The organism is Sellimonas catena, from assembly GCF_027924685.1.
GTDB classification, from domain to species: domain Bacteria; phylum Bacillota; class Clostridia; order Lachnospirales; family Lachnospiraceae; genus Sellimonas; species Sellimonas catena.
On record NZ_BSBO01000021.1, the window covers coordinates 37,309 to 63,924 of the forward strand.

The 26,616-nt window shown below is 46.7% G+C and carries 31 protein-coding genes; 13 read left to right on the top strand and 18 right to left on the bottom strand.

The features are described from left to right. Window position 1: 1 nt before the first annotated feature. From Selli1_RS10675 to ligA, 5 genes are all read right to left on the bottom strand, one after another. The gene (locus tag Selli1_RS10675; protein WP_087317598.1) at window positions 2-448 is read right to left on the bottom strand and encodes an LPD11 domain-containing protein; all 447 of its coding nucleotides are present in this window, start codon (window positions 446-448) and stop codon (window positions 2-4) included. A 15-nt stretch (window positions 449-463) separates the two neighbouring features. Continuing rightward, window positions 464-970 (bottom strand): riboflavin biosynthesis intermediates N-glycosidase, encoded by a 507-nt coding sequence (locus tag Selli1_RS10680; RefSeq protein ID WP_281845345.1) that lies wholly within the window; start codon window positions 968-970, stop codon window positions 464-466. A gap of 77 nt (window positions 971-1,047) precedes the next feature. Continuing rightward, complete coding sequence (locus tag Selli1_RS10685) at window positions 1,048-1,296, bottom strand: hypothetical protein (RefSeq protein WP_054353166.1); 249 nt, start codon at window positions 1,294-1,296, stop codon at window positions 1,048-1,050. A 3-nt stretch (window positions 1,297-1,299) separates the two neighbouring features. Further along, window positions 1,300-1,989: a DUF3990 domain-containing protein gene (locus tag Selli1_RS10690; protein WP_281872968.1), complete on the bottom strand. Its 690-nt coding sequence runs from the start codon at window positions 1,987-1,989 to the stop codon at window positions 1,300-1,302. A 156-nt stretch (window positions 1,990-2,145) separates the two neighbouring features. Beyond that, window positions 2,146-4,143, bottom strand: coding sequence for an NAD-dependent DNA ligase LigA (ligA, locus tag Selli1_RS10695; protein WP_281872969.1), 1,998 nt, complete (start codon window positions 4,141-4,143; stop codon window positions 2,146-2,148). A 412-nt stretch (window positions 4,144-4,555) separates the two neighbouring features. Here ligA and Selli1_RS10700 point away from each other — a divergent pair, with 412 nt between their 5' ends. The 9 genes from Selli1_RS10700 (at window position 4,556) to Selli1_RS10740 (ending at window position 12,037) form a co-directional block, all read left to right on the top strand. After that, complete coding sequence (locus Selli1_RS10700) at window positions 4,556-5,830, top strand: DNA polymerase Y family protein (protein ID WP_281872970.1); 1,275 nt, start codon at window positions 4,556-4,558, stop codon at window positions 5,828-5,830. A 12-nt stretch (window positions 5,831-5,842) separates the two neighbouring features. Continuing rightward, entirely contained in the window at window positions 5,843-6,160 is a 318-nt protein-coding gene (locus Selli1_RS10705) for a hypothetical protein (protein ID WP_106789412.1), read from the top strand. 27 nt (window positions 6,161-6,187) lie between these two features. Beyond that, window positions 6,188-6,769, top strand: coding sequence for an SOS response-associated peptidase (locus Selli1_RS10710; protein WP_281872972.1), 582 nt, complete (start codon window positions 6,188-6,190; stop codon window positions 6,767-6,769). 131 nt (window positions 6,770-6,900) lie between these two features. After that, window positions 6,901-7,596 (top strand): VanR-ABDEGLN family response regulator transcription factor, encoded by a 696-nt coding sequence (vanR, locus tag Selli1_RS10715; RefSeq protein WP_058963704.1) that lies wholly within the window; start codon window positions 6,901-6,903, stop codon window positions 7,594-7,596. Between the two features lie 23 nt (window positions 7,597-7,619). Then, on the top strand, window positions 7,620-8,126 hold the full coding sequence (locus Selli1_RS10720) for a VanZ family protein (RefSeq protein WP_281872973.1): 507 nt from the start codon (window positions 7,620-7,622) through the stop codon (window positions 8,124-8,126). A gap of 15 nt (window positions 8,127-8,141) precedes the next feature. After that, window positions 8,142-9,212, top strand: coding sequence for a sensor histidine kinase (locus Selli1_RS10725; RefSeq protein WP_281872974.1), 1,071 nt, complete (start codon window positions 8,142-8,144; stop codon window positions 9,210-9,212). 110 nt (window positions 9,213-9,322) lie between these two features. Continuing rightward, the gene (locus Selli1_RS10730) at window positions 9,323-10,210 is read left to right on the top strand and encodes an ABC transporter ATP-binding protein (protein WP_281872975.1); all 888 of its coding nucleotides are present in this window, start codon (window positions 9,323-9,325) and stop codon (window positions 10,208-10,210) included. 1 nt (window position 10,211) lies between these two features. Continuing rightward, on the top strand, window positions 10,212-11,450 hold the full coding sequence (locus Selli1_RS10735) for an ABC transporter permease subunit (RefSeq protein WP_281872976.1): 1,239 nt from the start codon (window positions 10,212-10,214) through the stop codon (window positions 11,448-11,450). A gap of 257 nt (window positions 11,451-11,707) precedes the next feature. Next, on the top strand, window positions 11,708-12,037 hold the full coding sequence (locus tag Selli1_RS10740) for a winged helix-turn-helix domain-containing protein (RefSeq protein ID WP_281872977.1): 330 nt from the start codon (window positions 11,708-11,710) through the stop codon (window positions 12,035-12,037). A gap of 34 nt (window positions 12,038-12,071) precedes the next feature. Here the strand turns inward: Selli1_RS10740 and Selli1_RS10745 are convergent, their stop codons facing one another. The 13 genes from Selli1_RS10745 to Selli1_RS10805 all read right to left on the bottom strand — a co-directional run bounded on the left by Selli1_RS10745 (window position 12,072) and on the right by Selli1_RS10805 (window position 22,378). Then, window positions 12,072-12,803, bottom strand: a complete 732-nt coding sequence (locus Selli1_RS10745; protein ID WP_281872978.1) for a Fic family protein — start codon at window positions 12,801-12,803, stop codon at window positions 12,072-12,074. Between the two features lie 94 nt (window positions 12,804-12,897). Further along, window positions 12,898-13,197, bottom strand: coding sequence for an SGNH/GDSL hydrolase family protein (locus tag Selli1_RS10750; protein WP_281872979.1), 300 nt, complete (start codon window positions 13,195-13,197; stop codon window positions 12,898-12,900). Then, entirely contained in the window at window positions 13,197-13,736 is a 540-nt protein-coding gene (locus tag Selli1_RS10755) for a hypothetical protein (RefSeq protein WP_281872980.1), read from the bottom strand. The genes Selli1_RS10750 and Selli1_RS10755 overlap by 1 nt, the downstream gene beginning before the upstream one ends. After that, window positions 13,733-14,302 carry a hypothetical protein gene (locus Selli1_RS10760; RefSeq protein ID WP_281872981.1) on the bottom strand — a complete coding sequence of 190 codons (570 nt, stop codon included), beginning with the start codon at window positions 14,300-14,302 and terminating at the stop codon, window positions 13,733-13,735. Before Selli1_RS10760 ends, Selli1_RS10755 begins: the two co-directional genes overlap by 4 nt. Further along, a complete protein-coding gene (locus Selli1_RS10765; protein WP_270645190.1) occupies window positions 14,299-14,547 on the bottom strand; it encodes a hypothetical protein in 249 nt (82 codons plus the stop codon). The genes Selli1_RS10760 and Selli1_RS10765 overlap by 4 nt, the downstream gene beginning before the upstream one ends. Before the next feature lie 7 nt (window positions 14,548-14,554). Then, window positions 14,555-15,091 carry a sigma-70 family RNA polymerase sigma factor gene (locus Selli1_RS10770; protein WP_281872982.1) on the bottom strand — a complete coding sequence of 179 codons (537 nt, stop codon included), beginning with the start codon at window positions 15,089-15,091 and terminating at the stop codon, window positions 14,555-14,557. Window positions 15,092-15,106: 15 nt separating this feature from the next. Continuing rightward, window positions 15,107-15,634: an AbrB/MazE/SpoVT family DNA-binding domain-containing protein gene (locus Selli1_RS10775; RefSeq protein WP_270645188.1), complete on the bottom strand. Its 528-nt coding sequence runs from the start codon at window positions 15,632-15,634 to the stop codon at window positions 15,107-15,109. Window positions 15,635-15,717: 83 nt separating this feature from the next. Next, complete coding sequence (locus Selli1_RS10780) at window positions 15,718-16,404, bottom strand: hypothetical protein (protein WP_281872983.1); 687 nt, start codon at window positions 16,402-16,404, stop codon at window positions 15,718-15,720. Window positions 16,405-16,427: 23 nt separating this feature from the next. Continuing rightward, window positions 16,428-18,545, bottom strand: coding sequence for a nitric oxide reductase activation protein NorD (locus Selli1_RS10785; protein ID WP_281872985.1), 2,118 nt, complete (start codon window positions 18,543-18,545; stop codon window positions 16,428-16,430). A 4-nt stretch (window positions 18,546-18,549) separates the two neighbouring features. Then, on the bottom strand, window positions 18,550-18,801 hold the full coding sequence (locus Selli1_RS10790) for a helix-turn-helix transcriptional regulator (RefSeq protein ID WP_240577858.1): 252 nt from the start codon (window positions 18,799-18,801) through the stop codon (window positions 18,550-18,552). A 19-nt stretch (window positions 18,802-18,820) separates the two neighbouring features. Next, window positions 18,821-20,635, bottom strand: a complete 1,815-nt coding sequence (locus tag Selli1_RS10795) for an AAA family ATPase (protein WP_270645185.1) — start codon at window positions 20,633-20,635, stop codon at window positions 18,821-18,823. Between the two features lie 15 nt (window positions 20,636-20,650). Beyond that, complete coding sequence (locus Selli1_RS10800) at window positions 20,651-21,421, bottom strand: hypothetical protein (protein ID WP_281872986.1); 771 nt, start codon at window positions 21,419-21,421, stop codon at window positions 20,651-20,653. Between the two features lie 171 nt (window positions 21,422-21,592). Next, window positions 21,593-22,378, bottom strand: a complete 786-nt coding sequence (locus tag Selli1_RS10805) for a single-stranded DNA-binding protein (RefSeq protein WP_270645184.1) — start codon at window positions 22,376-22,378, stop codon at window positions 21,593-21,595. Between the two features lie 632 nt (window positions 22,379-23,010). Here Selli1_RS10805 and Selli1_RS10815 point away from each other — a divergent pair. From Selli1_RS10815 to Selli1_RS10830, 4 genes are all read left to right on the top strand, one after another. Further along, the gene (locus tag Selli1_RS10815) at window positions 23,011-23,682 is read left to right on the top strand and encodes a response regulator transcription factor (RefSeq protein ID WP_054352582.1); all 672 of its coding nucleotides are present in this window, start codon (window positions 23,011-23,013) and stop codon (window positions 23,680-23,682) included. Next, window positions 23,679-24,752 (top strand): sensor histidine kinase, encoded by a 1,074-nt coding sequence (locus tag Selli1_RS10820; protein ID WP_281845323.1) that lies wholly within the window; start codon window positions 23,679-23,681, stop codon window positions 24,750-24,752. Before Selli1_RS10815 ends, Selli1_RS10820 begins: the two co-directional genes overlap by 4 nt. A 134-nt stretch (window positions 24,753-24,886) precedes the next feature. Then, window positions 24,887-25,792 (top strand): ATP-binding cassette domain-containing protein, encoded by a 906-nt coding sequence (locus Selli1_RS10825; protein ID WP_106789425.1) that lies wholly within the window; start codon window positions 24,887-24,889, stop codon window positions 25,790-25,792. Between the two features lie 5 nt (window positions 25,793-25,797). After that, the gene (locus Selli1_RS10830; protein ID WP_106789426.1) at window positions 25,798-26,547 is read left to right on the top strand and encodes an ABC transporter permease; all 750 of its coding nucleotides are present in this window, start codon (window positions 25,798-25,800) and stop codon (window positions 26,545-26,547) included. The last annotated feature ends 69 nt before the right edge of the window (window positions 26,548-26,616 follow it).

Genomic DNA, 26,616 nt, shown 5'->3' on the forward strand with positions numbered 1-26,616 from the left:
GTTATTCGTTACACAATTCTTTTTCATAGTTCAGGAGCTGCTCCCAGGTCAGCCATTCCGGTTTCCCGTCAGCAGGAAGCTCCTTCCACAATTCTTTCATACGGTCAATATGATGCTGCGGATCACTTTCGGATAAGATGGTAACGCTCCGGTTCCCGTAGCCGAGAAAATATTCGCAGTCACGCTGCATCCGGCTTAACATCATATACTGGAACTCATACGGGGATCTTCGGAACGGTTCTGACTCAAAGGTATATTCCTGCTGGATGTGGGATACTGGCTCCCCATCCAGGTCATTCCTCGTAGTAGAATACAAGTCCGGGGTTTCGGATTTCCCCAGGTTAAGGTCTTTCCAGAACTGTCCGTACTGATCCTCATAAGTTGGACAAGAAAAATCATCTATGCCGATGAATTTCAGCGTCAAGACCGTCTGTTTCTTTTCTTCCATAGTTCATTCACCTCGTTATGCAATCTCATTTTCCATTCCCATGCTCCATTTCAGCTTTTCACGCACGTCCATCAGGATAAGCCCTAACTGGTTTTCCCCGTGGCCGTTGACTTTGCCCCAGAAGTAATCGCCCCAGGTATTGCCTTCTATGAGAAGGCTGTTTCCTGTGGCAAGCAGGGCATCCCGCAGCTTTGGGTTCTGCATGAACTTGCACATACAGATTTCATACATCAGGGAAATCTTTACCTTATCCCAGTCCGGGCGCAGCGTGAGGTTCTTTCCACGCTTTTTGGCTTCTGCCGGGTTATGCAGGCGGAAAATAGAGAATTGCTGCTGCTCTTTTGCACAGCAGGTCTTCTGCGCCTGGAAAGCGGCTTCATTATTGGCGTAGGTCTGCCCCATGTAGGTAACAGGAGCCGGATAAAAATTACTGAGAAATGCGTATTTTCCTGTAAAAGAGGAGATGACATTCCTGTGAGTTTGTTTATGGATAGTTTCTTTTGGTTGATCATTGGATTTCATGCACATTCCTTTCCGCACAAAAAAAGGAACCGCCTATCCTATAGGTAGTTCCCTTCTTAAACAAAGTGCTTAAATCTTCAGTTTGTCTGTAATTCTTTTTGTTCCTGTTCTTCGTAGAACCGGTCTGCGATATAGCCCGCTGACTCCGCCCAAAGCGTATTCTCGGTATTCTGCAGAGCCTGATACGTCTTAGAATGGTAAAAGGCTCCGGCGGCATCCTGGAAAGAAAGATGGCTCCGTTCCTTGATGATGTCGATCACATCCCGGATCTGGATACACAGGTTCATCGTGATATCTTTGTTATTAAAAAAATATTTTCCTTCCATAGTTTACGAAACCTCCCTTCGGGATTCCAGTGTCAGGTGTTCCAGGGCAAGGGGCGTATGGAAAGACACCTGGTTGTTGACTTTATTATAGCGAAGCCTTTCCACTGCTTCCTCGGCTTTTAAAATACCTGACAGGTATAATTGCACAGTCTCCATTGTATTGTCATCTGCAACAGGCCCTACCACCACATCATAAGCGTGCTGGATGCCGCCTTTCGTGCGGTTTTCTTTGATAAACTCCAGCCACTCCTGATCCAGAGCAGCAAAGTGCTTGATCTTCAGGTCCTCTGTCTGGCGGAACAGGTAACGGTAAACATATCTGCCGCCTTTGTGGGAGCGCAGATAAAGACGTTTGGCCCATTCCTCCGCCTGGCTTTCCAAGACGGTACAGTAAAATCCCCGGCCAAAGTCACGGCGGTTATGGGATTTTCCCAGGTCAATCTCATCAAATGCGATGTTGGAACCGTGGTAAAGCACCAGTTCCGGAGCATTTTCTTTGATGATTTCCTCCACATATTGAAAAGTCTCTTCCATATCTAACTGATGAAGCGTTTCGTGCTGTATCAGGATTTTTTCAAAAACCTGATGCTTACAGAAGAGATCAAAGACGTCCCCTTCAGACAGATGATGCTTTTGTGCGTAATACTCGACTGCTTGTACAGATAAGATTTCCACATCGGATTGAATACTCATACTCATCATTGCCTCCATTTGCCTCTATTATACCCAAAGGAAACGGGATGTTCAACGCAAAAAAACAAGCGTATCTGCCCTTTCCATACTGCCAGACAGGTAATTTTTGGAGAAGCTGCTTGTCAGGCAGCTTTCCCAAGTGGATCATGTACAATCTTATGCAATCATTGCTAAAAACTCTGCTTCTGACAGGATCGTGACGCCAAGAGCCTGGGCTTTGGCCAGCTTACTGCCAGCTTTTTCCCCGCAGATCAGGTAGTCGGTCTTTTTGGATACCGAGCTGCCCGGCTTTGCGCCAAGCGCCAGGATCTGGTCGTTGATCTCTGAGCGGGTAAAGTTTTCCAGCTTTCCGGTTGCTACGATAGTCTTTCCTGCAAATTCAGTATTTTTTGCCATAGTGGTTTCTTCCTTTCTTTCTTCAAATGTAAATTCTTTCTGTAACGTGTCCCAGAGCATCAGATTTTCTTCATCCGTAAACCAGTCGTGAATGTTCCGGTTCAGTGTGGCGCCAAAATCCTCTAACTGTGTGAAATCATAGTCATCGGTGGCAGCCGCCCGGAAGGCATCCAGACTACCGGAGAATACGGTATCCAATACCCGGCTTTTTGTACGGCCTACCATGGGAATATCCATGCTGACCAGATAGCGGACAAAGGTGGTGTTGCGGCTGGCCTGGATTGCGTTCCAGAGCCGGTCGAAGGATTTCTCCCCGAACCCTTCCAGCCGGATGATCTCTTCCCGGTGCTGATCCAGATGGTAGATGTCATGGAAGGTCTGAAGGTATCCCAGGTTTAAAAATTTCTCCAGGGTAGACTCACTTAAACCTTCAATATTCATGGCTTTCCGGCATACGAAATGGACGAATTTTTTCAACTGCTGGCTTTCACAGGATGGATTGCTGCAGTGTACGGTTTCAATGATCCGTCCTTTTTCTCCTTTTTTTCGATGGAGTTCTGTCGGAGCGCCGCAGCACGGGCAGATAGCAGGTGCTGCATCCAGATAGTGTCCACGGTCCAGGTTCTCCTCTACATGGGGAATGATCATGTTCCGTTTGGATACCAGGATACGGCATCCCGGCACCAGCTCCAGTTCCCGGATAAAGGTGAGGTTATGAAGCGTGGCTCTGGATACGGAGCAGCCGTCAATCTCCACTGTGTCAAAGACTGCCACAGGTGCCAGTTCCCCGAAGCGGGAAGGCGTCCATTCAATACTCCGAAGGATAGTCTCGTAGGTTTCATCCTCGAATTTGTAGGCAAGCCCGTCCTTGTAGTGATGCCCGGTCCTTCCGCAGCTTGCGGAATATGCCAGGTCATCGAAAATCAGTACCATCCCGTCAATGGGAAGATCCAGTGCTTCTGCTTTCTCCTTCAGATCTTGGATCCGCAGCTGCAGATATTCCGGCGAAATCTGATCCGGATTGAGGGGAATATACGGGCAGGAGCCAAACCCCAGTTTGGATAACTGGTACAGGCGTTCCTCCCGGCTATTGCTGTTTTCTCCCTCGTCCAGTCCTTCCAGTACGTTGAAGGGAAGGAAGGTGACCCAGCGGCCTTTACAGTTCTCCGGATCCAGGCTCCGCACAGATCCGGCAGCCAGGTTCCGGGCGTTTTTATAAGGTTCCCCGTTCTTGTCCCGGAGTGTGGTATTCAGCCGTTCAAAATCCTTTCTGTGTATGAAGGCTTCCCCGGTGACAACCAGCCGCTCTTTATAAGAGATAGCGAGTGGTACATTCTCAAAGGCGGGAATGTTATGGGTGATATCTTCCCCGATTTCCCCGTCTCCCCGTGTGGATGCCTCTGCCAGTCTGCCGTTTTCGTAGGTGAGTTTTACCGTAAGGCCATCCAGCTTCAGCATAAGCAAAGCTGCGTGATCGCCACAAAAACGGCATAAATCTTCCACCTGCTTTGTCTTATCCAAGGACAGAAGCGGATGGGGATGTGGTACTTTCTCCAGTTCGCTGACGGGTGGGTAGCCTACGGTCTGGGTTGGGGAATTGGAGTAGATGATCCCTGTTTCCTTCTCCAGCTTTTTCAGTTGGTCATACATCCGGTCATACTCCGCATCGGAGATTTCCGGTGTGTTCAGGTTATAGTAGGCGTGCCGGTGCCGGTTGAGCGTCTGAACCAGTTCCTTGATCTTGTCTGCTGTATTCATTGTTCTGTTTCTCCTTTCTGTTTCCATGTCCATCCGGAGCATTGAAAAACAACCCTCCTTTCCCATGTTCAGGCATAAAAAAAGAGAATGACGCAAAATGTTCATTCTCTGACAGCGTGCAGTTCTCTGCAAAATAAAAAAAGCCAGAAGGTACTGCCTGATGGCAGAGTATCCCTCTGATTGATTACAAACCTAAACAGCGTGTGATAAATCCTTTCCGGATAGACACAAAATATATGGTACAAATTTAGTATAACACTAGATATAGTGGTGGTCAAATAAAAAATAGCTTTACACACCTATATATAGCATAACAAATAAGCAGCACCCCTTTGTACGTCAGGTTTTGACAGAAAAATCCTCTTGACGAAAGAACGTATGTTCGCCATAATAAGAGAAAAAGGAGGCGAACATGAGTTTGGAAAGAAGAAACGTTATTTTTCATATTGATGTAAATTCCGCATTTCTGAGCTGGGAAGCTGTTTACCGCCTCCACCATTTAGGTGGGAAGGAGGATCTGCGGGAAAAGGTGTCTGCTGTTGGCGGTGATATGGCAATGCGGCACGGGATTATTCTGGCCAAATCTATTCCGGCCAAAAAGTTCCATATAAAAACGGGAGAAACTATTCTGGAGGCGAAACAGAAATGTCCGGAGTTGATCCTGGTTCCGCCTAACTATGGGCTATATGAAAAGTGCTCCAAGGCATTTATGGATATCCTGCGCCGGTATTCTCCAACCGTAGAGCAATACTCGATAGACGAAGCATTTGTGGATATGACAGGTACGGAAGGACTCTGGGGCGATGCGGTGACGGCAGCATATAGGATGAAAGATCAAATCCGGGATACGCTGGGATTTACCGTCAATATCGGGATCTCGGAGAACAAGCTGTTGGCCAAGATGGCATCAGATTTCCAGAAGCCGGACCGGGTGCATACGCTGTGGCATAATGAGATTGAAGATAAAATGTGGCCGCTTCCGGTGAGTGATCTGTTTTTTGTGGGTAGGGCGACTGCCAAAAAGCTGTTTAACCTGGGGATCCATACCATAGGGGAACTGGCCCATGCAGATCCACATCTGCTGAAAGTGCATCTGAAGAAACATGGAGAAGTCATCTGGGCCTTTGCCAACGGGATGGATGTGTCCGTGGTACAGTCGGAAGCCCCGGCCAATAAAGGATACGGGAACTCCACCACCATTGCCTTTGATGTAACGGATGCGTCCACTGCGAAGCTGGTGCTGCTTGCACTGGCTGAAACGGTGGGAACCAGACTGCGGGCAGCAAAGGTGCGGGCGGAAGTAATTGCCGTGGGGATCAAAACTTACGATTTAAGCTATGCCAGCCATCAGATGACTTTACAGAACGCTACAAACATTACCATTGAGATCCATCGCTGTGCCTGCCAGCTTTTCGATGAGCTTTGGGACGGCTCGCCGATCCGGCACCTTGGAATCCACAGCAGCCGGGTAAAGGACGGTTTTAATATGCGACAGCTTGATATGTTTGATGCAACGGACTATGAAAAGCTGGAGAAAATGGATGCTGCGGTGGACCGGATCCGTGGACGGTACGGGATTGATTCCGTGAAGCGGGCGGCATTTGTAGGGAGTCCTATTGACCACATGAGCGGAGGAATTTCAAGAGAAAAAAGGACTGTTGATTATAAGAAAGTCAGGGTAAACTAGAGGTGAAGAAGTATGAGTATGGGGATAGGTACAAATACACAAAATCCCGATGAAGGGGAGCTGAAAAGGGATTTAGAAAAGATTGCCTGCGGTGTCTGGTTTACCAGCACCGGATCCGTCATGCCAAAATTGGTCAAGTACCAGGATGATGAAGGTCTGCTTCATACGATCAGTCAGATCCATGTACTGACACAGGAAAAGAAATACTACTGCGGCATCCCCATCCAGGAATACCGGTGCAGTACAGTTCTGGGAAATCAAGAGTATCTATTCCGGCTGTATTATTATCTTGAGGAAAATTGCTGGAAGATCAGTTGGGAAGGAATATAGGCCTGCAGGCGAAAGGAGAAAAAACCGATGTGCGGAAGGTATTATGTAGATGACGAAACTGCCAGGGAAATTGAGAAGCTGGTGCGGGATCTGGATAGGAAACTGCAGATAGAGCGCACCGGGGATGTCTTCCCTTCGCAAAATGCTATGATCCTAAAGGGGGAGGGAAATCATCTGGCTGCAGAACAGATGAAATGGGGCTTTCCAGGGTTTGAGAAAGGAAAACTGCTAATCAATGCAAGGGCAGAAAGCGTCCTGGAGCGCAGAACCTTCCAGGACAGTGTGCAGCACAGGCGCTGCATCATTCCGGCTAAAGGCTTTTATGAGTGGAATAAAAGCAAGGAGAAATTTTCATACGAGAGGAAGGACGCACCGGTTCTTTTCATGGCAGGGTGCTATAACTGGTATGAGGATCAGGAAAGGTTCGTAATCATTACAACAGAGGCAAACTCTTCCGTGGCGCCGGTCCATAACCGGATGCCTCTGATCTTGGAGCCGGAGGAGCTGAAAGACTGGGTGCTGGATGACGGGGCGACAGAATATTTGCTGCATAAGACGCCGGTGCTGTTAGAGGCGCACGCAGAGTATGAGCAGATGCGGTTGTTTTAGTGAAGCGTAAATAAAACTATGTTCACGGTCTTATGAAAATCTTAATAAAATCTGATGTGATTCATTGGGATTTTAGGGGAGAAAATTGGTATGCTATAAAAGAGTTATACTTTGTGAGAGGAATGGATTAGATGGCTGAAAAAGTCTTAGTTGTAGACGATGAACGCGATATTGCAGATTTATTAGAAGTCTATCTGCGAAATGAAAACTATGATGTTTATAAATATTATTCGGCAAAAGAAGCCTTAGAGTGCATTGAAAATCAAGAAATAGATTTGGCTATTCTTGACATAATGCTGCCGGACATTAACGGCTTTTCTCTTTGTCAGAAAATACGGGAGAAATATACCTACCCCATTATTATGTTGACGGCAAAGGATGAGGAAACAGATAAAATTACAGGTCTGACTTTGGGAGCGGACGATTATGTAACAAAACCTTTTCGCCCGCTTGAATTGATTGCAAGAGTGAAAGCCCAGTTGCGAAGATATAAAAAATACACGCCAGTACAGATTGAGAAACATTCTACACCCAAACTCACATACAAAAAGCTAATGCTTGACACGCAAACGTATGAGTGTGAATTGAATGGGACACCTATATCTTTGACCCCGACGGAATTTTCTATTTTACGTATTTTGCTCGAAAGACAAGGAACTGTTGTCACTCTTGAAGATTTGTTTCATCTGGTATGGAAAGACGAATATTACAGCAAAAACAGCAGCACAATCACTGTCCATGTCCGGCATTTAAGAGAAAAATTGCAGGACACGACAGAGAAACCACAATACATTAAAACGATATGGGGTGTTGGATATAAGATATAGCCCGCCCGTGATTGGAGATTGAAATGAAGAAAAAAGAAAAGATAAATTATACTGTGCCAATTCTATTTTTATTATATCTGGCACTCTTGATATGGATTATCTTATTTAAGCTGCAATTTTCTATCATCGACTTAGATCGAGTAAGGGAAATCAATCTAATTCCATTTTATTATGAGCATGAGGTTACTTTTCACGCAACAGAAGTTTTACAGAATGTGTTGATCTTTATGCCCTTTGGAATATATCTGTGTTTATTACTTCCTAAAAGTCGGTTTGGCGTGAAATTGCTTTTGATTTCCGTGGTAAGTTTGCTACTGGAAATCTGCCAGTATGTCTTAGCGATTGGCCGGTCAGATATTACAGACCTCATTACAAATATTTGTGGCGGTCTATTCGGTATTATTCTATATAAAGCGGCAATCAGACTGTTTCGGAACAAAAAACGGGTAGACCAAGTAATTATTATTTCAGCCGCGATTGTAACAGTAATAGTTGGTGGAGGACTGCTGCTCTTGCTTGCGGCAAACTAATGGAGGTGAAAAGCATTGAAGAATAACTGCTATTCCATAGAAAAACGGCTTCGGTTGCGGCTGTTCCTGCTTCTGTCCTTATATACGGTAATTGGTTTTGTCGTTATGTTGCTTTCTGATTATGTTTTAGCATTATTTCCGTCGCCCATTAGCACATGGATTTTAGAGCGGCTGGATGTAATCTTTGCCCTTTATCTTATCTTTGGCTTTGTAGGCATTTTTTATTTCTATTGGAAAAAGCCGTGGGAATACTTGAACAAGGTTATCGGCGCAACGGAGATTGTTTATGAGCAGAACGACCATGCGATTGAACTGTCTGAACCACTACGGGAAGTTGAAAGCCAGATGAACCAGATTAAAATGTCTGTCCTTTTGAGCCAGCAGGCCGCAAAGGAGGCGGAAACAAAGAAGAATGAGTTGGTGATGTATTTGGCCCACGATATTCGCACACCTTTAACAACTGTAATCGGATATTTGAGTCTACTTAATGAAGCGCCCGATATGCCGGAGGAACAGAAAGAAAAATATATCGGGATTGCACTGGATAAATCGGAGCGATTGGAAACTTTAATCAATGAACTCTTTGAAATCACACGTTATCATACAAATACCGTTCAAGTGAAAAAGCTGCCGGTTGATCTGTATGCCTTACTATCCCAAGTCATTGATGATTTCTACCCCGCACTCTCTGAAAAAGGAAATACAACCCAAATATCTATGCAGGATGGTTTAACCGTCACGGGTGATCCAGAAAAACTTGCCAGAGTGTTCAACAATTTATTGAGAAACGCAGCATCTTACTGCTATCCAAACACTGAAATTAACATAACTGCGAGCAAGAAAGGCAATCATGCTGTCGTGATCTTCAAAAATCATGGGCCAACTATTCTGGCAGACCAATTAAGCACAATCTTTGATAAATTCAGCCGTTTGGATGAAGCCAGAACATCCGATACAGGCGGCGCTGGCTTAGGTCTTTCGATTGCAAAGGAAATTGTAAACCTACATGGCGGAGAAATCACGGCACAGAGCCAAGCGGAAGAAATTACATTTACGGTAACGCTGCCTCTTTCAAACAAATCTTAGGAATTTCTTAGGAGTATTCCACATTAAAATTAGAGATTGCAAAGCCCCTGTTCGGTAGAATAGATACTGAACAGGGGCTCTGCTTTTGAGGAAGAAAAGGAGTGATGATTATGGAACTGAAAATTGAGCATTTAAGTAAGCGGTTCAAAGATAAAACCGCTGTCGATGATGTAAGCCTGACACTGACAAGTGGAGTTTGGGGCCTGCTCGGTGCAAACGGAGCAGGGAAAACAACTCTCATGCGGATGATTGCTGATATTATGGTGCCAACCAATGGGGCTATTTATTATGATGGCCAAGACATTCACGAAATGGGGAAAGCCTATCGAGAGTTGTTTGGCTTTTTGCCGCAGGATTTTGGATATTCTCGTGATTTCACGGTCAAAGACTATCTCGAATATATGGCAGCATTAAAGGATGTTCCGGCAAGGGAAACATCAAGGAAAATCAATCATCTGCTGGATATTCTTACGCTTTCGGATGTGAAGCGGAAAAAGATAGCAAAACTATCTGGCGGTATGAAACGGCGTGTAGGCATTGCCCAAGCCATGTTGAACGATCCGAAAATTTTAGTAATGGATGAACCGACCGCAGGACTTGACCCCGGAGAACGGGTACGCTTTCGTAATTTTATTTCCGAGTTTTCCCATGACCGTATTGTGTTGATCTCCACGCACATTGTTTCTGACGTTGAGTATATTGCAACACGAAATGCGATTATGAAAGATGGAAAAATTGTTGATGTAGGTACAACAGACGAACTGGTGAAGCAGATCGAGGGAAAGGTCTGGACTTGCACTATTCCGGCCAGAGATTTAGACAAGTATGAAATGCGCTTGCGAATAATCAACCAGCGCGGGGAAGATAACAACCAAGTATCTATACGGTATCTGTCTGATAAATCCGAAATTGAGGGGTCGATCACCATATCACCGCGCCTTGAGGATTTATACCTCTGGCTATTCCCTCAAGCCGATCTTTCAAAGGAGGGAAATTGATATGCGCTTATTTTGTTTAGAAGTAAAAAGGATTTTGAAATCACGCCGTACCTTGATATTGCTTGCAGTAGCATTATTTCTGGCTGTCATCATGGCTTATCTGCCCATCAGCTTTGAGTCTATCAACCGTCCCGGCGAAAACGGTACTGTAATAGAACTGAATGGCTTAGATGCTATTCAATTTAAGAGGGAATACCGGCAGCAAATTTATGGAGAAGTTACACCGGAGAAAGTCGCAGATGCCTTACGCACATATCAGAAATATGTGCAGGAATATGGTACAGCAGATGATATTCCGTTGGATGTTTATACGGAAAATATTACGGCTATCCGTCCACTTCTTGACCGCTTACCAGAAGCCTTTGCCGATCCCGATACAGGCATAGGTGCTGATCTAATGGAGATTGACCCGGATGTAGTAGAGCAAAGCCTTTATGAACAGTTTGCGTCCCACCTGAACGATATAATGAACCTTGAACAAGAAGATCATCCATCAGCGAAAGAATTTGCAACAGAAAAATATTCCGAAGTTGATAAACCATTCCAGATTTATCCGGGTTTGAGCCGGGATGCCTTTGACTATATTGAGTTGTATATTTTCATTCTTTCCATTTTGTGCGTTGCGATTGCGGCACCTACATTTGCCAATGAGTATCAAACTGGAAGCGACAGCATTATGCGCTGCACAAAAAATGGACGTGTGAAATTTGCTGTTACCAGAATACTTGCTGCTGGCTGTATTTTTGTGGTAGTGTTCATTTTGGGTATGGTGATCCATTTGTCCATAATCAACCTTGCTTTTGGGACAGAGTGTTTGAAAACATCTTTCCAAATGCTATTTTCCATCATAAATCTTCCCAATATCAATTTGGGGCAATTACAAGTGATTTTGGTATTGGCCGGGCTTTTATCTGTATTGGCAAGTATTAGCTGCACACTATTTTTATCTGCAAAGTGCAGGGACTCGTTAAGTTCGTTATTGATTTCACTTGCCGTTATGCTTTTACCGACCATCATTTATACTGCATTGGGCAGTTCCGTATGGCTTTCCACGATTTTACCATCTTCTGGTATTGGCCTGCAAAATAACTTCCTCTATCAGCTTTACGGTTTCAATTTCTTGTATGTTGGAGATATGAGCTTTTGGACACCTTACATTATTCTGATTTCAGCAGCGATTGAAATTCCTGTATTCGGCTTTTTGGCGATACGGTCTTATTGTAAACATCGAGTTGCGTAAATTGATTATATCAAAGATGGTTGGTGGCAGGATGGAAAAAACTAAAGTAGCGATTTGCCCGGAATGTGGAGAAGTTTCCATTTATCTGGATGATGTTGAGAGACTTAAGAATTTAGGAAAAGATACTTTGTAAAGATACTTGATCCGTTGCGCTTATAGGAGGTGAAAGCATCGGTTATTTTCTGATTGTTGAATTTAAAGATACTGAAACCACTATTTTACATCAAGTTCTATCTGTTATTAAAGAACATATTACGGTGGAAGAATATAGATCAGACTTGAGATATGCGACCACTTTTCCAGGACTTTCTATTCTTCCAGATCAACGCAGGATATTGGTGGAAGGAAAAGAAATATATCTTACGCATCATGAGTTTGATATGATACTATTTCTGGCTAGACATCCAGGGCAGGTTTTTAGCAGAGAACAGCTATATGAAGCTGTGTGGGATGATATTCCTGTCAGTGTCTATGCAAAGGTCATGTGTATGATCAGCAGTATCAGACAAAAGCTGAAAAGCTGCACAGATAAGGAATATATCCAGACTGTTTGGGGAGTAGGATACAAATTTGATCCGGGAACTTAAAAAAGAGCCGTCCGTGAGGGCGGCTCAAAATCATTTAGTCTTCGCCAAGAAAATAGTCCACTTTCTTAGCATATTCTTCCTGCTCTTCCATAAACAGTTCCTCCAGAAGTCCAGTCTTACCGGTTTCCCGGTATTCCTTCAGTCCTTCGATGTATCTGCCCCGGAACTTGTCCTCAATGACCACCGGCGTCAGATCTGCTTTTAAGCATTCCCGGAACAGGATCAGCCTGCCGGTTCTGCCGTTACCGTCCTGGAAGGGATGCAGCGCCTCATACCGGGCATGGAACTGAGCCATGACGGAAAGAGTCTTGACTGAGATTCCGTGATACCAGGCGAGAAGTTCCCGCATTTTTTCCGGCACTTCTTTTGGAAGGGCGGTTTCATACATTCCCACCATATTTGGACGCTCTTTATAATCCCCGATGGCATAGCCGTTGGCACGGTCTTCAAACACACCGCTTTTCAGCTCAAAATGGAACGCCTTAATGAGTTCCTCGCTTAAAGGCTCATCCAGTGTGTCGATCATCTTATTGAACATCAGGAAGTGGCCGTTGGTTTCCTCTACATCTTTGGCCCGGTAATAATCATCATTGCGGGGCAGCATACCGGTGTCAAACAGAGAAGCGGTCTGCTCCTCATTCAGTGTGGAGCCTTCGATTTTATTGGAGTTGTAAGCCAGCGTCCGCTGGGTATAGGCGTAGATACCGGAGCGGTCAAATTTTTTCCGCTCAATCCGGAAACGCCGGATCAGTTCTTCGTTCTTCATAGGAAATCGCTCCTTCTTATTCTCAATGAGTCTATTTTACCATACTGCCGGTACAAGATACAGAGGGGATTTTCTGTCGGATCTGACAGAAATCTCAAGCCTGGGATGCAGGCTGTCCGTTGGGGACTTGTAACTCCAGTTCCGCAATCTGCCATTCCATCCAGTCGCCATGCACAACAGCAGTAGCAGACCAGCCATCCAGAAAACTGTATTCCCGGTCGGAATCCTCTTGTTCCACTCCATCCAGGGCGCTTTCATAGGCAGCTTTCATTGCTGCGTACACTTCCTCATAGTCGGTACTGACGATGGGATCTGTCAGACCGTCCGTATACCCGTGTAAAACATAAATCTTTATCGGTGTATTTCCTTGTGTATTCTTGCAAACATTTGTCATCAGGCGGCCTCCTTTTCACGTCCGGGCCAGGTAATATGGCACTCACATTCGGTCAGCTCCGGATTGTGCTCTAAAGCTCCATAAACTGCCTCCCGCTCTTCAGCGGAATCATATTCCTTGTCCAGTTTAATGACTTCTGCCTGAATAAAGGGAGCGTTTGTATACGAGGCGGTAACAATGCCGTCCTCCATGACCAGCACCACACGGGGCGCCTGTTCTGGATGCGGGCGCAGTATACCGTTTAGAATCTGTTTCTCGATTTGATCAATCACGTTCTCCATCGTAACACGGTAGGAAACATTGATGTCTGCCTGTTTCTCATACAGTTCATAGGCTTTGCACAGGATATCTGTCTCATGTTCCAGCGTCTGATAGGGAAGGTTGCAAAGCCCGGTTTCTTCCGTGCGCCGTTCTTCGCAGCACTCAATGAAATCCTGGAAAAAGCAGTGCTTTTTGTAAATTTCATGGGCTTGCCGTAGCTGTGGCAAGGTCAGTGTAAAGGCAAGCTCCTGCGGTGTTTCATTTCTGTCTATTATCATAGCGTTTGTTCTCCTTTCTGAAGGAGGGCTGCGCCTGGCAGCACAGCATCCTCCTGTTTCCTGTAAATCAGTAACGTTCCCCGTAAATCCAGGGGATGATCCTTCCATTCCCCCTCCTGGTAGACCTGTCTGGTCAAAGTATTATAGATGACCGGCGTTTTTTCAATATCCGCAAGGTCAGCGACCAGGCAGGTTTCCCGGTCAATATAGGGCCAGAGTGCCGTTTCAATCTCTTCCCGCAGTTTCAGTGCCATCCGGTGGATCTTTGGTACGTCATAGTCCCTGGTGATACTTCTCCCGATTTCCTTTGGGATCCGGGAGCGGTCAATGGCATCCTGCACCACGGCGGTCTGCTCCTCCAGAGAGAACTCCGGATTGATCAGAAGGTGGCGGCAGGCGACCAGAAGGACAAATTCCTGGACGCTTTCCCGGATCTGTGCCTTCAGCTCCTCATAAGGAACACGGTATACGCTTTTTAAGGTTTCCAGAGGAACCCGTTCCCGGTTGAGCTTCAGGGTGGAGAGCAGCTTTTGCAGGCTGCTCCCCAGGTTATAAATGTCAGTCAAGCGCACATCACCTCAATCTCTGCCGGACAGCGTGCGTAGGTCAAATGGTAAACGGTGTTTTCAGTTTCAAATACGACGCCGTCCTGTGAAACCTCCAGGATCTGCTGGACCAGAGAGGTAGACAGGGACCGGGAGCCTGTCAGGATCCAGGCCCGCTCATGCAGACGCAGGGGCAGGCTGAGGGTGGCGGTCAGATGGATCTGTGTCTTTTTTACTGGCATAGCCGTGATTTTTTCATTCGTCATAAAAGAGTCACACCTCCATTCCATCCAGACTCCGTACTTTTCTGCGGAGGCGGTAGAACCGGCTGTGTACCCCGTGGGATGTAATATTACAGATCTCGGCAATTTCGTGGTAGGTGTAGCCGTCCGCCTGCAGATGGACCACCTGGCGCTCCTTCGGCGTCAGATAAGCCAGAAGCGCCAGCAGGCGGTTCCGGTCATCCATTGCCTCTGCCAGAGGTTCCTGCCGGGTGGGAAGAAAAGCGTCCAGTTCAGCGGTATCTTCCTGATACTCCTCCAGATAAGCCCGGCGCATGGGCCGGTTCTGTTTTTTCCATTCCGTTGCCAGTGCATCCCGCATGGCGATGCGGGCGATGGTGGAGAAGCGGTACTGCTGAAATTCCGGTTTCTCCAGATAATCCTGTACGGCTTTCAGATAGCCAAAGACAGCGGTATCGTAGTAATCCTCGATATTCAGGCAGCGTCCGTTCAGATACTGATAGATAAAATCATGGTGCTTCTCTGCGAAAATTCTCTGTTCTTCTGTTAATGGGTGCAATGCTTTCATAATCATTCGTCCTTTCTATTCATTCGGTTTGTATTTCCGGGTAATCATGTTTGCTATCAGGCGTGTGCAGTTACACTCGGCGCCCGATAAGCACCGTCCTGGCTCCGGGATCAGCAATAGCGCTGCTTTTTTAGAAGCCAGAGCTAAAGTGACCGGAAACAGTGCGGCAACCTTCCGGGAGCAGTCGGGAACTGGCGGGCAGAGACCTGATTGAGAAAACATTTCTCTGCCCTCCTGGATAAGAGAGCGCAGTTCCTCTGTGATCTGTGCGCCTTCTGGCAGATAGCAGCCTTTGGATGCCAGGATGCAGTCAGTGCTGCTGATGGCAAGCCCGCAGCGGATGTTCTTATAGAGAGGCTCCAGGAAATCCCGAAGTTCTTTGGAACCGGTATTCCGGGGCGTACACTTCCGGATGCGGATGGTTGTCCCGTCCGTGGCAATCTCCAGGGTGCTGCCGCTGCGGATGCCTGTTTCTTTGCGGATATCCGCAGGGATGATGATGCGCCCCTGGGTATCCATGTTTCGTATCACGGCAATACTCATAAAAACCGTCCTTTCTTTTCCGCCGGAACAGAAAAAGAAGCGGGGCTTCCGCTTCCTTTCCTGCATGGCTGTATCGTGTGTTTCTATGCTGCGTATGGGTAAGGCTGCCGCTGCATCTGCTGGCGCTGGGCCTGCTGATTTGCGAGCATCTCTTTCCCGTTTGAGATCAGCGGCGGGGCAATGCAGCGCTCCCACTCGGTCACATAGGCATCCACCCGCTTTAAGAGCAGGTAGAGATCCATGTCTGTAAGCTGGATAAAGGCAGATTTGTCCATCTGGAAGCTGCCGGACTGCATATAGGAGCCGCCGTTTCGATTCTGTACTTTGATCCCCCTTCCGTTTATGATCTGGATCCGCCACGGGTTCTTCATTTCCCTGCCATCGGATGCCAGGCTGTGCCTGGAAATGGAAAACTGCTGTGCGGTGGAGTACCCGTACTGATCGGGTTCCCCAAAGATCTTGCTGATACTCCATTCATATTCCTGAAAGCCTGCGGTAAGACGGGTGAGGAAAAACTGCACCTGCTCCGGGCTTAAATGGAACCGGGTGATGATGTTGCGGTCCCCGGTGCCGTTGGAATAATCCTGGATGGATACGCCGATGAGGGAGCGAACCTTATGGTTGTTCTCTGAGAACTCTCCTTTGGCGTGTATCTGTGCATAGCTGCCAGGCAAAGCGGCCCGCAGCCGGTCATGAAAAGAAATCAGTTTTTTGTCATTCTGGACTTTACAGATCTGATCTGATGCCAGGTTCTGATAAGACTGGCTCATAAGTTATCCCTTCTTTCTATGAATTATTTGAGGTACTGTTTAACGAGGAGCGTCAGGTTTTTCGGCAGATCGTCCAGACGGGTAATGTCCAGGAACCCTTCCTGATAGATGCGCTGGATGGCATCCTTGTCCTCGCCAATGGCTGCCGCAAACAGTACGATATTCTGTCTGGCGTATTCCAGCTTGATCCCACGGAGATCTGCTTCCGCCTCCGTGCCGCGATAACCGGTATCGGCTGGCTGACCGTCGGAGATCAGGATCAGAAGTTTCCGGTTCTCCGGTCTTTTCGCCAGATGCTCTGCAACAAAGCGGAGCGCTGCGCCGTCCCGGTTGCCGTTGCGGTCTATCATATCCATCAGCCGGTAGCGGTCATTCTCGTCCACAGAGTCAAACTCCGCATAGGAATAGAGGGCTACGCCCCGGTAATCCGTGGAATGGCCATAGATGGTCACCGGGATCCCCAGGCTGACACAGAAGTCATAAAGGACAATGGCTGTCTTTCTGGCGTGAGTGATACGGTCACCCCAGCCCATAGATCCGCTTTCGTCAATCAGGAGCCCTACTGCCAGCCGCTGTTCATCGGCTGGGAGCCTGGTCCGGATGAAGAAAGAACCGTCCTTGTGATGGAAGGAGCGCATATCCAGCCGCCGTCCATACAGAAGGTTCTTCTGCTTTCCGCCTTCCGCCTCCTCTTTTAAGAGGGGCAGTATGGAACTCTGCAGGCGCTTGGAAGCCCTGAGAAGAGGAGGTGCAACTTCCTCATACTGCCGGATCAGCCGGTCTGGGATGTCCTGTACCCGATGAATGGTCACATGGATACCGGCATGGGCATTTCCGTAATGGATATCATTTGCTGCTTTCTGTAATTCTTCTGTTAGCTGCTGTTCATAGGCTGCCTGCGCTTTTTCTGTTGCGGCTTCATTTAAGACACGGGCAATATCTGATGCCGCATCCTCATAGCCGGTGCCGGCATACTGGGATGCGTAGGTTACGCCCGGATCATTGCCGTCTAAAATAGCGCTGGTCTTGGCAAGGGCAATCCGCCCGCCTTCCTCCGCCATCACTTTTTCCGCTTCCTTCAGGCTTTCCTGACGGCCTTTGGAAGAAAAGAAATCTGCGTCTTGCGGATCGGTGCCTGCGCCTCCTTTGGCGGAAGGGATATTTTTTGCCTCCCCACCACCTTTTCCCAGAGGAATGGGCGTGCCGCCCGCAATCTGCTGATCCAGAAGATCCTGAAGCTCCTCTGTTGCTTCCGTTTCATCCTGGTGTTCCAGCTTCTCCCGCATTTCTTCTACCAGCGGTTTGATAAAGTCCCAGAACAGGACAAGCAGGCAGTTTGTCGCAGTCAGCCGTTCCCTGATTGACGGTGCCTCCAGCGCTGTGTCGATATACTCCATGCCGTCGGTCAGCACATCCAGATATTCGCTGTCGCTGTGGTAGCGGTTACTGATGGTGCCGGACCGGCAATAGGCCAGAAGCAGGTTGGTTGCAATCGTAAACGGCTGGTAATCCCGGCTGAGCTGTTCGTGAAGATCCGGGATCTGCTCCAGCATCCGCAGGTTATTGAGCTGGATACCCTTTCGGAAGCTGCCGGGAAAGGCAGCGCACATCCTCGCTTCAATATAGATGTCTTCCAGGATGTTCTGAAGAGAAGCCGCACAGGTCTGCAAGGTCAGAGATACGGCCTTGTCCTTTTCCTGCAGGGTGTCCAGGATCTCTGTCTGGTTTTTCTGATAAGCCGGCAGTTCCACGGAAGGATCTTCCGGGTAAAAAGAGCCGTTCCCCAGGTTTGTCAGGTATAGGTTCCGGGTGGTGAAATCCGTAAACAGAAGATGTGCCGTCTCATGTCCGGTCATCCCTACCAGGCTCAGCGCCCGCAGAAAGCGGGACGGAAAGCTCTGGGTAACATGGTTTGCCGCATTCAGGTAGATCTTATAAGAGTCTGTGTAAGCCAGTGCCGCACCATCGGATTCGTCCCAGGAAATCAGTGCCTGCAGGCCGTAGCAGTAACGCCCGGTAGCAGCACGTGCCTGGGAGGTCAGATACTGATGGAAGGCAGAGGACGTAAAAAATTCCTGATCGGTAATGGAAGTTTCCTCTTCCCGGATCATCTGCTTTAATTTTTTCTGGTTGCTGTTCAAAATTCTATTTCCTTTCTGTGAGATTTTTTGTCAGCAGGTCTTCCACGGAGCAGCCGTAATAATCTGCCAGTTTCAGGACAGCATAGGCAAGCGGAGTGGCCCTGCAGTTTTCGTAATTCATAATGGTTTTTGGCGGCAGGTGTAAGATCCGTGCCACAGTTTTTTGGGAAAGCCCGCCCTGAGATTTGCGTAAGTAGGACAGGTTTTTTGCAAGAAGTGCATACATTTCTGGTTCTGTAAGAGGCGTTTTACCCACTGGATCGCCTTCTTTCTTTTCAGGATGGCAGGACAGTATCCAGACAGCTTTCCTCAACCTCCGCACGGCTGATGGCATCTGCCGTAGCAGAAGGCAGGATGGTGTAATGGGCCGCCTCCCGGATATCGCCGCAGACCATATAGGACTGCACCCAGGAAATCAGCTCCCGGACACCGCAGCATCCATCTGTGATCAGGTTTTCCCGACAATATTCCGAGATGGAGTGGACGATCCGTGCCATTGTCTGAACCGTTTTTTTCTCTTTGCAGCCGGTAACGCCAAGCACCCGTTCCATCAGTGTCTCCTCATCCGGTTCATCCAAGTCAACGACCAGGTTCATTCGGGAGATTACGGACTGGTTTAAAGGTTTGCAGCCGGCATAATCATTGTTTGTTGTCACAATAATCACTGTATCCGGATGCCGCTGTACCGTCTCTCCGTTGGGGAGGAACACACTGTTGCATCGGTCCAGCAGGGAATTTAACCCCACCAGTACACCTGGATTAGCAATGACAGTAGGTTCCTGAAGTTCTAAGGCGTATCCGTTCCGTATTGCTTCCACCAGCGGCGTATCCACATAGCGGAAATTCTGCTGGCTGGTTCTGGAGGCATAGTATTCGTGCATTTCATCAAAAATGGTATCAATGAGCTGCTTGTAGACCTGATCTTCTGTAACATTTTCATCGTAGGTCCCGGTCAGCTTTTCATAAGCGCTTGCCGGATCCAGCATGATATCCTGGAAAGACGGATACTGCCGCTCCAGGGCAGTGCGTTTCCCGTCCACATCCGGCAGGATCTGTCCGAGCAGATCAAATACCTCTGTATTTGCGGAGCAGGTCAGGCACCGGTAAGGAAGATGAAGCCCGGAAGCAACTGCTTTGGCTCCTTCCGTTTTTCCCGTACCGGCAGGGCCACGAAGGAGAAAGTTCCGCATGGGCTGTACCGTGTCCGTAGTGACTTTTGCGTGTTCACAGATCCGTTTGACTTCCTTCGGGATGATATACCAGTCCGGCAGTACCGGGACGGTCAGTTCCTCCTCCGGAGTCAGTACACGGGCAGGTGACAGGATATACTGTCCCACAAAATCCGCTTTCGCTATGACTTCGGCTTTCTTCTTAAAGGTGTTGCCGGGTTTCAGTACCTGGAAAGCCCCGTGGATGATTTCCGTAGGCGCATAGGTTCCCGTTTGAAGAACCAGCGGCTTCAAAAGCGGGATGACACCATTGGGAGCGATATCCGTGCGGATCCCTCCCGTTGGGAGCGTGTCACTGTATCGGATCCGGCGATAAGCATTGTCACAAAGGACAGCCGCCGTTTCTGCAGCCTCATCCATGTCCGGATAACCGGCTGCACGGTATTCCTTTAACTGCTGGTATTTCTCATTGAACTCCTCATCGGAAAGAAACGTAGGCATCAGAGCGAATAACAAAGCAGTTCCTGTATTCTCGGAATCTTTGAATACATATTTTTCCGGTGAGTTTTCCGTATCCGGCGGCACCGTGTACTTCCCGGCAATAAATTTCCCGTTTGCAGGGTTATAGACCACCACATGAAGTTCTCCGGTACGGCTGGGATATTCTGCCACCGTATAGGTATTGGTCTGGCTTCCGATTGCGCCCAGTTCCTCTGCTGACTTCCCGCCTGCGGGCTCCTCCAGTTCCATATAGGTCAGGACGGCCTGCAGCGTAGCCGCATGGAGGGTGCTTCTCTTCTGCGGCTGGGTACAGTATTTGGATGCGATATTCTTAAACACGGCGTCATCCGTATAGTCTTTGAAAGGTTCTGGGAGCGTGCGCTGGAAGGTCCAGCTCTCCACTAATTTTCCACTTGCCATCGTTGCTTTTCCTCCTTATGCCCAGGTGATCTCTACTGCGTTTTCCGTCTCTGCCGCTTCCAGTTCATCATCAGCAAACACCTGCAGGAGTGCAGGCCAGTAGGCTTTGGGCGGGAAATGCTCCAGCTTGCCTTTTACTTCCGGCTCCTTCCCATTGAGGATATAAACGTCCCCCTGTTCTCCAATGAACAGCTTCTGGTGTCCTTTTGCCTGTAAATTCCCGATCATTTCCACAAGGAATGGTTTCCCGATCAGGGAGTACCAGGACGCAGGATCAACCTTTGGGATATCCGGGGATGCGGCTTTGTCGCCTTTCCGTTTCAACGCAGAGACAGTCAGCATCTGAAGATGCAGGCTACCGTATTCATCCATAGACACCTCTGCAAAGTTATGATTACCGGTGTTTCTGGTAGATAAGCGGATCGCATCGCCATCCAGCAGGTGGGAAAGACGCAGGGGTTCTGCAAATTCCCAGGTGGCTTCCGGAAAAGCAGACTGAAGTGTGTCTGTAATCTGGTAGCTGATCTGCCGGATCAGGATGGTTTCCAGATCTGAGTTCCCGTTTCCTGTATCCGTTGCCCTTCCAGTCGGAATCCGCAATTTCCGGAGTCCGGAAGCAAGCGGAGGGATGATAAGGATTGCCAGGGAAACAAGGACTCCTGCAGCAGCGATGCCAGTCATCAGATAGGACTGGCTTCCCTTTGGGAGCAGAAATGCCGCCGCAAACAGGCACAATACGGTGATCTGTAACGTCTTTTTGATCGTTCTGGCTTTCTTTGCTTTCATGTAAATTCTTCCTTTCTTTCTAAACTTGCTGTGCCGCACCCAGGAGAGCCGATGATCGGCGCTCTCCTGGATCCTGTGCGGGCACAAAAAAAAGAACTGCCTGTACGGAGTAGTCTCCGGGTGCAATTCTCTACATGGATCGTTCCTTATGAAATTTTTTGTGCGTCAGCATCAAGCGACAAAGGGAAGTGTCTCTGCCTGCTGTTCTGTAACCTGGGTAAATCCATCTCCCGGATAGCCGCCCTGTGTTCCCGGAGCTGCCCCGTTTCCAGGAGCATAGCCGCCGGAAGGCTGCTGGTTTGGATTGCCCTGTGCGTAATTCGGTGCGCTTCCAGGATTCGGAGCATAGCCGTTCTGGGGCTGTCTGTAACCGTTCTGCGGTACGTTCCCCTGTGGAACATTTGTTCTTCCCTGTCCGCCCCGTGCATATCCATTCTGGTTCTGTGGTGCGGCGCCTGCAGGTGCATAATTGCCGGCAGGAGCACCGGATGCCTGTGGATAGCCGCCCTGTGCAGGTGTCGGGTATCCGCCCTGCTGATTGGGAACAGGAGCTCCTCCGGGCTGTCCGTAGCCGTTCTGAGGAACGCCTCCGGGTACACCGGGATTGGTCCCGTTTTCATCGTCATAAGTCAAGGGCGCAAACTGCCAGTCTTTGACAACCACGCTGGGACCGGAGTTCGCTTTTCCCTGGTTTTTCCCCTTCTGATGAACGAAGGGATGCAGCTCCAGATCTCCAATGATAATCAGTCCGGTGCCTTTTTTAACACCTGCTTTCATCAGGCGGTCTGCCAGAAATGAATTGAAATAGCAGGAATAGAATACGGTCTCTTTGTTCCCGTCTGCTCCCCTCTGGGGGCAGGAGATGTCCAGAGTCGTGTAGGTTGTGTTGCTGTTCTTTGCCTGCATGATCTGAGGATCCGTTGTTGGCCTCCCTGGTAAAAAGATGATTGCTGGCATAGAAATTCTCCTTTCTGCCTCTTTGGGCGATAAAATAAATAATAGTGAAAATAAAAAAAGTGCCATTACAGTGCCGTAAAAAACGGCATTATAATGACACGATTTTCCAACTTAAACAGCATGTGTCCTGGGAGAATGGCCCAGACTCCCATTTTGGGATGACACAAAAACTCAAATACAAGATTATAGTAGCACAAGATATAGTGGGTGTCAAATAAAACCAAACTATTTATAGTGGGATTCTGAGCGCAGCTGCGACATGGTGTTTGCTCTGGAACGGCGGACAGAGGGCAAAAAGGTAAAACAGGTTCCCGTAATCCGGCGCAAAGACTGAACAGAATACCATCAACAAAGGCGGCCTGCAGATGCAGGCCGTTTTAAAATTCATACGCTGTTTCTTGTATTCTTTGACACGAAGAAATATAATGGTTCATGTCGGAGGTTCAGATATAGACTATATAACGCTCAAAATGGCAAATGAAAGATGGGGCGTTTCCGCTCGTCAAAGAAATTATTACTGCGTTGCGAACCGTATCCCCGGCGCTGTTAAAATGGCAACACTATGGTTTATCCCCAGGAATACTAAATATCCGGTGGACGGCAGATTAAAACAAGTCAAGGAGGCTATGTAGATGGCTGTACTTTTAATAGCAGAAGATGAAAAAGATATGCAAAATATTATTGTCGATTTTATGCAACAAGGCGGACACTCTTGCATTTTAGCTAATGATGGAGTAGAGGCACTTTCCATTTTGGAAAACAATACGGTTGATCTTATTATTTTAGATATTATGATGCCACGATTAGATGGATTTACTGTATGTAAATTTGCGCGGAATATATGCGATGTACCCATTATTTTTCTTACTGCTAAAGGCGAGGAAAATGACAAACTCAAAGGCTATGAATATGGTGCAGATGATTATGTCACCAAACCCTTTAGTCCCAAAATACTGTTAGCCAAAGTCAATGCGTGGTTGCGTCATGCAACTACGGCTAATTCACAGGACATTTTATCTGCGGGAGAAATAATGCTATATCCATCGGCTCATACAGTCATTGTGTCTGGTAATGAAGTTGAGCTTACTCATAAAGAATACGAACTGTTGCATTTGTTCTTGCAGAATAAAAATCAAGTGTTCTCGCGTGAGCAGTTGTTAAACCGTATTTGGGGATTTGACTTTGAAGGAAATACACGAACTGTCGATTCACACATCAAAACGCTCCGTCAAAAGTTAGGAACCGAAGGGCGTCATATTGTGACACTAATTCGTTCTGGTTATAAGTTTGAGGTAAAACCATGAGCAATTCATTTAAGTCAGTTGAGAAAAAATACTTTGTTTTCTCAAGAACTATACGGTTTGTTATTACAGTTTTGTATCCTATTATGTTCCTCATAGCACCGATAGAGTATAAATTCCTGTTGCCTTTTATTTGGCTGCTTTTATTTCTTGGCGGTGAATGGCTGCAAGAGATTTACTTACATCGCATCATTGTGGTTCCACTGGGGAGCATTACTGATACTGCACAGAAACTTGCAAATCTTGAATTTATGACGGTGTGTGATATTCAGTCTCATGATGAATTAGGCAGTTTATCGAATAGCCTAAATACTTTGGCTTCAAATTTACAAAATGCTTTGGACGAATTAAATAAAGCCAACAAACAGTTAAAAAAAGATGTTCAACATGAAAGGATACTGTTAGAGCAACGAAAGGAATTAGTGGATTCTTTATCGCATGAAATGAAAACGCCTCTTGGCTTAATACAGGCTTATACTGAAGGATTAAAAAATGAGATAGATAATGAGAAGCGCAGAAAGTATATGGATGCCATTCTGGCCGCCACTGAAAGAATGAATTATACAATCATTTCCTTATTAGACTTATCTGCATTAGAGGCCGGAACCACCGTTCTAAAGGAAACTCTTTTTGATTTTGTAGAACTGACAGAGGAAGTAGGCGGACGGTTATTGCTTGATGTTCCTTGTGAAAGATACAGCTTTACTTATGAACTACCAGAGCGGGAAATTATTGTTTATGCGGACCGGCGTAGAATAGAACAGGTACTTGAAAATTTAATCAGCAATGCAAAAAAATATGTATGCGAAAACGGAAACATTCATTTAGCTGTAAAGCAGGAAAATCAGACAATCTATTTTTCTGTTTTCAATCAGGGAAATACTATTCCAGAACAGGAGCTCTCCCAAATTTGGTCAAAGTTTTATCGGGGGAAATGGACGGGACAAAGTGGTAATGGTCTTGGCCTCGCCATTGTCTCTCAAATATTGACCATATATCAAGTTCCATTTGGAGCTATCAATCATACTGATGGAGTGGAGTTTTATTTTCAATTTCCGATTGCAAACAAATAAGCCAATCAAAGCCTTGCTTTCCTTTTGGGAGCAGGGCTTTATTATTTTACACGGATTTCACATCAAACGCACTTCAATTCCAAGCCAGTAGGATACACTGTAGCCACTAAATAAACAGGAAAGGAAGTGTCTTGATGCCGCAATATATTTTGCAAACAAAAGAATTGTGTAAAGAATTTGCTCATACCGCTGCGGTCAATCGTGTTAGCATGAATATTCAGCAAGGCGATATATACGGCTTCATTGGTGAAAATGGGGCGGGAAAAACAACTTTTATGCGTATGGTTGCAGGACTTGCATCACCCACATCTGGCACAATCAGGTTATTTGGGCAGGAAAATTTGCAGGCCGGAAGGCACCATATTGGTTGCACGATTGAAAATCCCGCTCTGTATAAAAATATGACCGCAAGAGAAAATCTTGAAATCTTCCGTCATGCTTTCGGTGTAAAAAATACCAAAAGTACAGACAAAGTATTGTCTCTCATGGGGTTGGCGGACACCGGAAGAAAGCGTGTCGGAGATTTTTCGTTGGGCATGAAACAACGCTTGGCGATTGCAGTTGCCCTTTTGGGCAATCCTCAGTTCTTGATTTTGGACGAGCCAATTAACGGGTTAGACCCTGTTGGAATACAAGAGCTGCGTAATTTGTTCGTGCAGTTAAACCGAGAGCAAAATATAACGCTTTTGATTTCAAGTCACATTTTAGGCGAATTATCCAAAATAGCTACCAGATATGGGATTATTCACAAAGGTTCTCTTGTTTCAGAATTGTCCACAGATGATTTAATGGCTCAATGCGAGCGACACTTGATCATCCGAACTGACTGTGCTGATAAGGCAATCAATGTTCTACAAGCACAGTTGGGCATTACGAAATATAAAATTTTGACACCATATACAATTTCCTTAAAGGAGTATGTTGGACAATCAGAAGTTGTCAATAAGACTTTAATACAGAATGGCCTTGTTCTTTTCGAGTCAACAATCTATGAGGATAGTTTGGAGGATTACTTTAATTCGATTATAGTGAGGAGGTGAGAAAAATGACTAATCTGCTGCGGTCCCAGATTTACAAATTATTTCACAATATGATATTTTGGGCGGGGGCTGCCTTAACTATTTGCTCGGTACTGTTTTATGCTGTGTTTGAGAGCATGAAAGCCGAAACAGTTGCTAACGGAATGCCTCTATTCCAGTATTATAGTATCCTATTCCAGAATTACAGCACTGGGCTTCCCGTTTTGATTTTCTGTGTGGTATTTGCTTCGGATGATTTTATGAGTGGCGCTGTTCATTACTATATTTCAAAAGGAATTTCGAGAATTCAATACTATTTGTCCAAAATGATAACTTGTGCATTTGCTGCCACTCTATATGTTGTAATTGCGGGTATAAGCGGAACTATAATCAGTCAAATACTTTGGCATAATCTTGATGGATTACTTCAAATAAATACATTACAGTTGTTATTTTTCTTCTTTAGCCAAATCATACTCCATGCCTCTTATGCGAGCTTTCTGGTGTTTACCTGTTTCTTGTTTAGGAGCAGCGTAATTTCCAGTGTAGTAAATATGTTTTTACTGATTTTTGGATTTTACATTGTTCATCGTATTGAAGATGCAATCTGGAACAGTTATGTGATTTCGATGTATTGGCCGGTAGCAATGTTCCAAAGAGTGCAAGTAATGACGGTGGCCGAATGGTTTTCTGTTGTCGCAGCTATTTTTGTAATACACGGAGTGCTGTTGACTTGTATTGGAATTATCATTATGAAAAAACGAGATATAAAATAAGCAATCTGCCGGACGACGGCAAAAGAAAAAAAGCCGTCGTACAATAATCCTACAGATTCCGGCAAAAAT

What these genes read in the sequence shown, in the direction of transcription:
- Selli1_RS10675 (WP_087317598.1), bottom strand. Translation starts at nt 448, where the DNA reads ATGGAAGAAAAGAAACAGACGGTCTTGACGCTGAAATTCATCGGCATA.
- Selli1_RS10680 (WP_281845345.1), bottom strand. Translation starts at nt 970, where the DNA reads ATGAAATCCAATGATCAACCAAAAGAAACTATCCATAAACAAACTCAC.
- Selli1_RS10685 (WP_054353166.1), bottom strand. Translation starts at nt 1,296, where the DNA reads ATGGAAGGAAAATATTTTTTTAATAACAAAGATATCACGATGAACCTG.
- Selli1_RS10690 (WP_281872968.1), bottom strand. Translation starts at nt 1,989, where the DNA reads ATGAGTATTCAATCCGATGTGGAAATCTTATCTGTACAAGCAGTCGAG.
- ligA (WP_281872969.1), bottom strand. Translation starts at nt 4,143, where the DNA reads ATGAATACAGCAGACAAGATCAAGGAACTGGTTCAGACGCTCAACCGG.
- Selli1_RS10700 (WP_281872970.1), top strand. Translation starts at nt 4,556, where the DNA reads ATGAGTTTGGAAAGAAGAAACGTTATTTTTCATATTGATGTAAATTCC.
- Selli1_RS10705 (WP_106789412.1), top strand. Translation starts at nt 5,843, where the DNA reads ATGAGTATGGGGATAGGTACAAATACACAAAATCCCGATGAAGGGGAG.
- Selli1_RS10710 (WP_281872972.1), top strand. Translation starts at nt 6,188, where the DNA reads ATGTGCGGAAGGTATTATGTAGATGACGAAACTGCCAGGGAAATTGAG.
- vanR (WP_058963704.1), top strand. Translation starts at nt 6,901, where the DNA reads ATGGCTGAAAAAGTCTTAGTTGTAGACGATGAACGCGATATTGCAGAT.
- Selli1_RS10720 (WP_281872973.1), top strand. Translation starts at nt 7,620, where the DNA reads ATGAAGAAAAAAGAAAAGATAAATTATACTGTGCCAATTCTATTTTTA.
- Selli1_RS10730 (WP_281872975.1), top strand. Translation starts at nt 9,323, where the DNA reads ATGGAACTGAAAATTGAGCATTTAAGTAAGCGGTTCAAAGATAAAACC.
- Selli1_RS10735 (WP_281872976.1), top strand. Translation starts at nt 10,212, where the DNA reads ATGCGCTTATTTTGTTTAGAAGTAAAAAGGATTTTGAAATCACGCCGT.
- Selli1_RS10745 (WP_281872978.1), bottom strand. Translation starts at nt 12,803, where the DNA reads ATGAAGAACGAAGAACTGATCCGGCGTTTCCGGATTGAGCGGAAAAAA.
- Selli1_RS10750 (WP_281872979.1), bottom strand. Translation starts at nt 13,197, where the DNA reads ATGACAAATGTTTGCAAGAATACACAAGGAAATACACCGATAAAGATT.
- Selli1_RS10755 (WP_281872980.1), bottom strand. Translation starts at nt 13,736, where the DNA reads ATGATAATAGACAGAAATGAAACACCGCAGGAGCTTGCCTTTACACTG.
- Selli1_RS10765 (WP_270645190.1), bottom strand. Translation starts at nt 14,547, where the DNA reads ATGACGAATGAAAAAATCACGGCTATGCCAGTAAAAAAGACACAGATC.
- Selli1_RS10770 (WP_281872982.1), bottom strand. Translation starts at nt 15,091, where the DNA reads ATGAAAGCATTGCACCCATTAACAGAAGAACAGAGAATTTTCGCAGAG.
- Selli1_RS10775 (WP_270645188.1), bottom strand. Translation starts at nt 15,634, where the DNA reads ATGAGTATTGCCGTGATACGAAACATGGATACCCAGGGGCGCATCATC.
- Selli1_RS10780 (WP_281872983.1), bottom strand. Translation starts at nt 16,404, where the DNA reads ATGAGCCAGTCTTATCAGAACCTGGCATCAGATCAGATCTGTAAAGTC.
- Selli1_RS10795 (WP_270645185.1), bottom strand. Translation starts at nt 20,635, where the DNA reads ATGGCAAGTGGAAAATTAGTGGAGAGCTGGACCTTCCAGCGCACGCTC.
- Selli1_RS10800 (WP_281872986.1), bottom strand. Translation starts at nt 21,421, where the DNA reads ATGAAAGCAAAGAAAGCCAGAACGATCAAAAAGACGTTACAGATCACC.
- Selli1_RS10805 (WP_270645184.1), bottom strand. Translation starts at nt 22,378, where the DNA reads ATGCCAGCAATCATCTTTTTACCAGGGAGGCCAACAACGGATCCTCAG.
- Selli1_RS10815 (WP_054352582.1), top strand. Translation starts at nt 23,011, where the DNA reads ATGGCTGTACTTTTAATAGCAGAAGATGAAAAAGATATGCAAAATATT.
- Selli1_RS10820 (WP_281845323.1), top strand. Translation starts at nt 23,679, where the DNA reads ATGAGCAATTCATTTAAGTCAGTTGAGAAAAAATACTTTGTTTTCTCA.
- Selli1_RS10825 (WP_106789425.1), top strand. Translation starts at nt 24,887, where the DNA reads ATGCCGCAATATATTTTGCAAACAAAAGAATTGTGTAAAGAATTTGCT.
- Selli1_RS10830 (WP_106789426.1), top strand. Translation starts at nt 25,798, where the DNA reads ATGACTAATCTGCTGCGGTCCCAGATTTACAAATTATTTCACAATATG.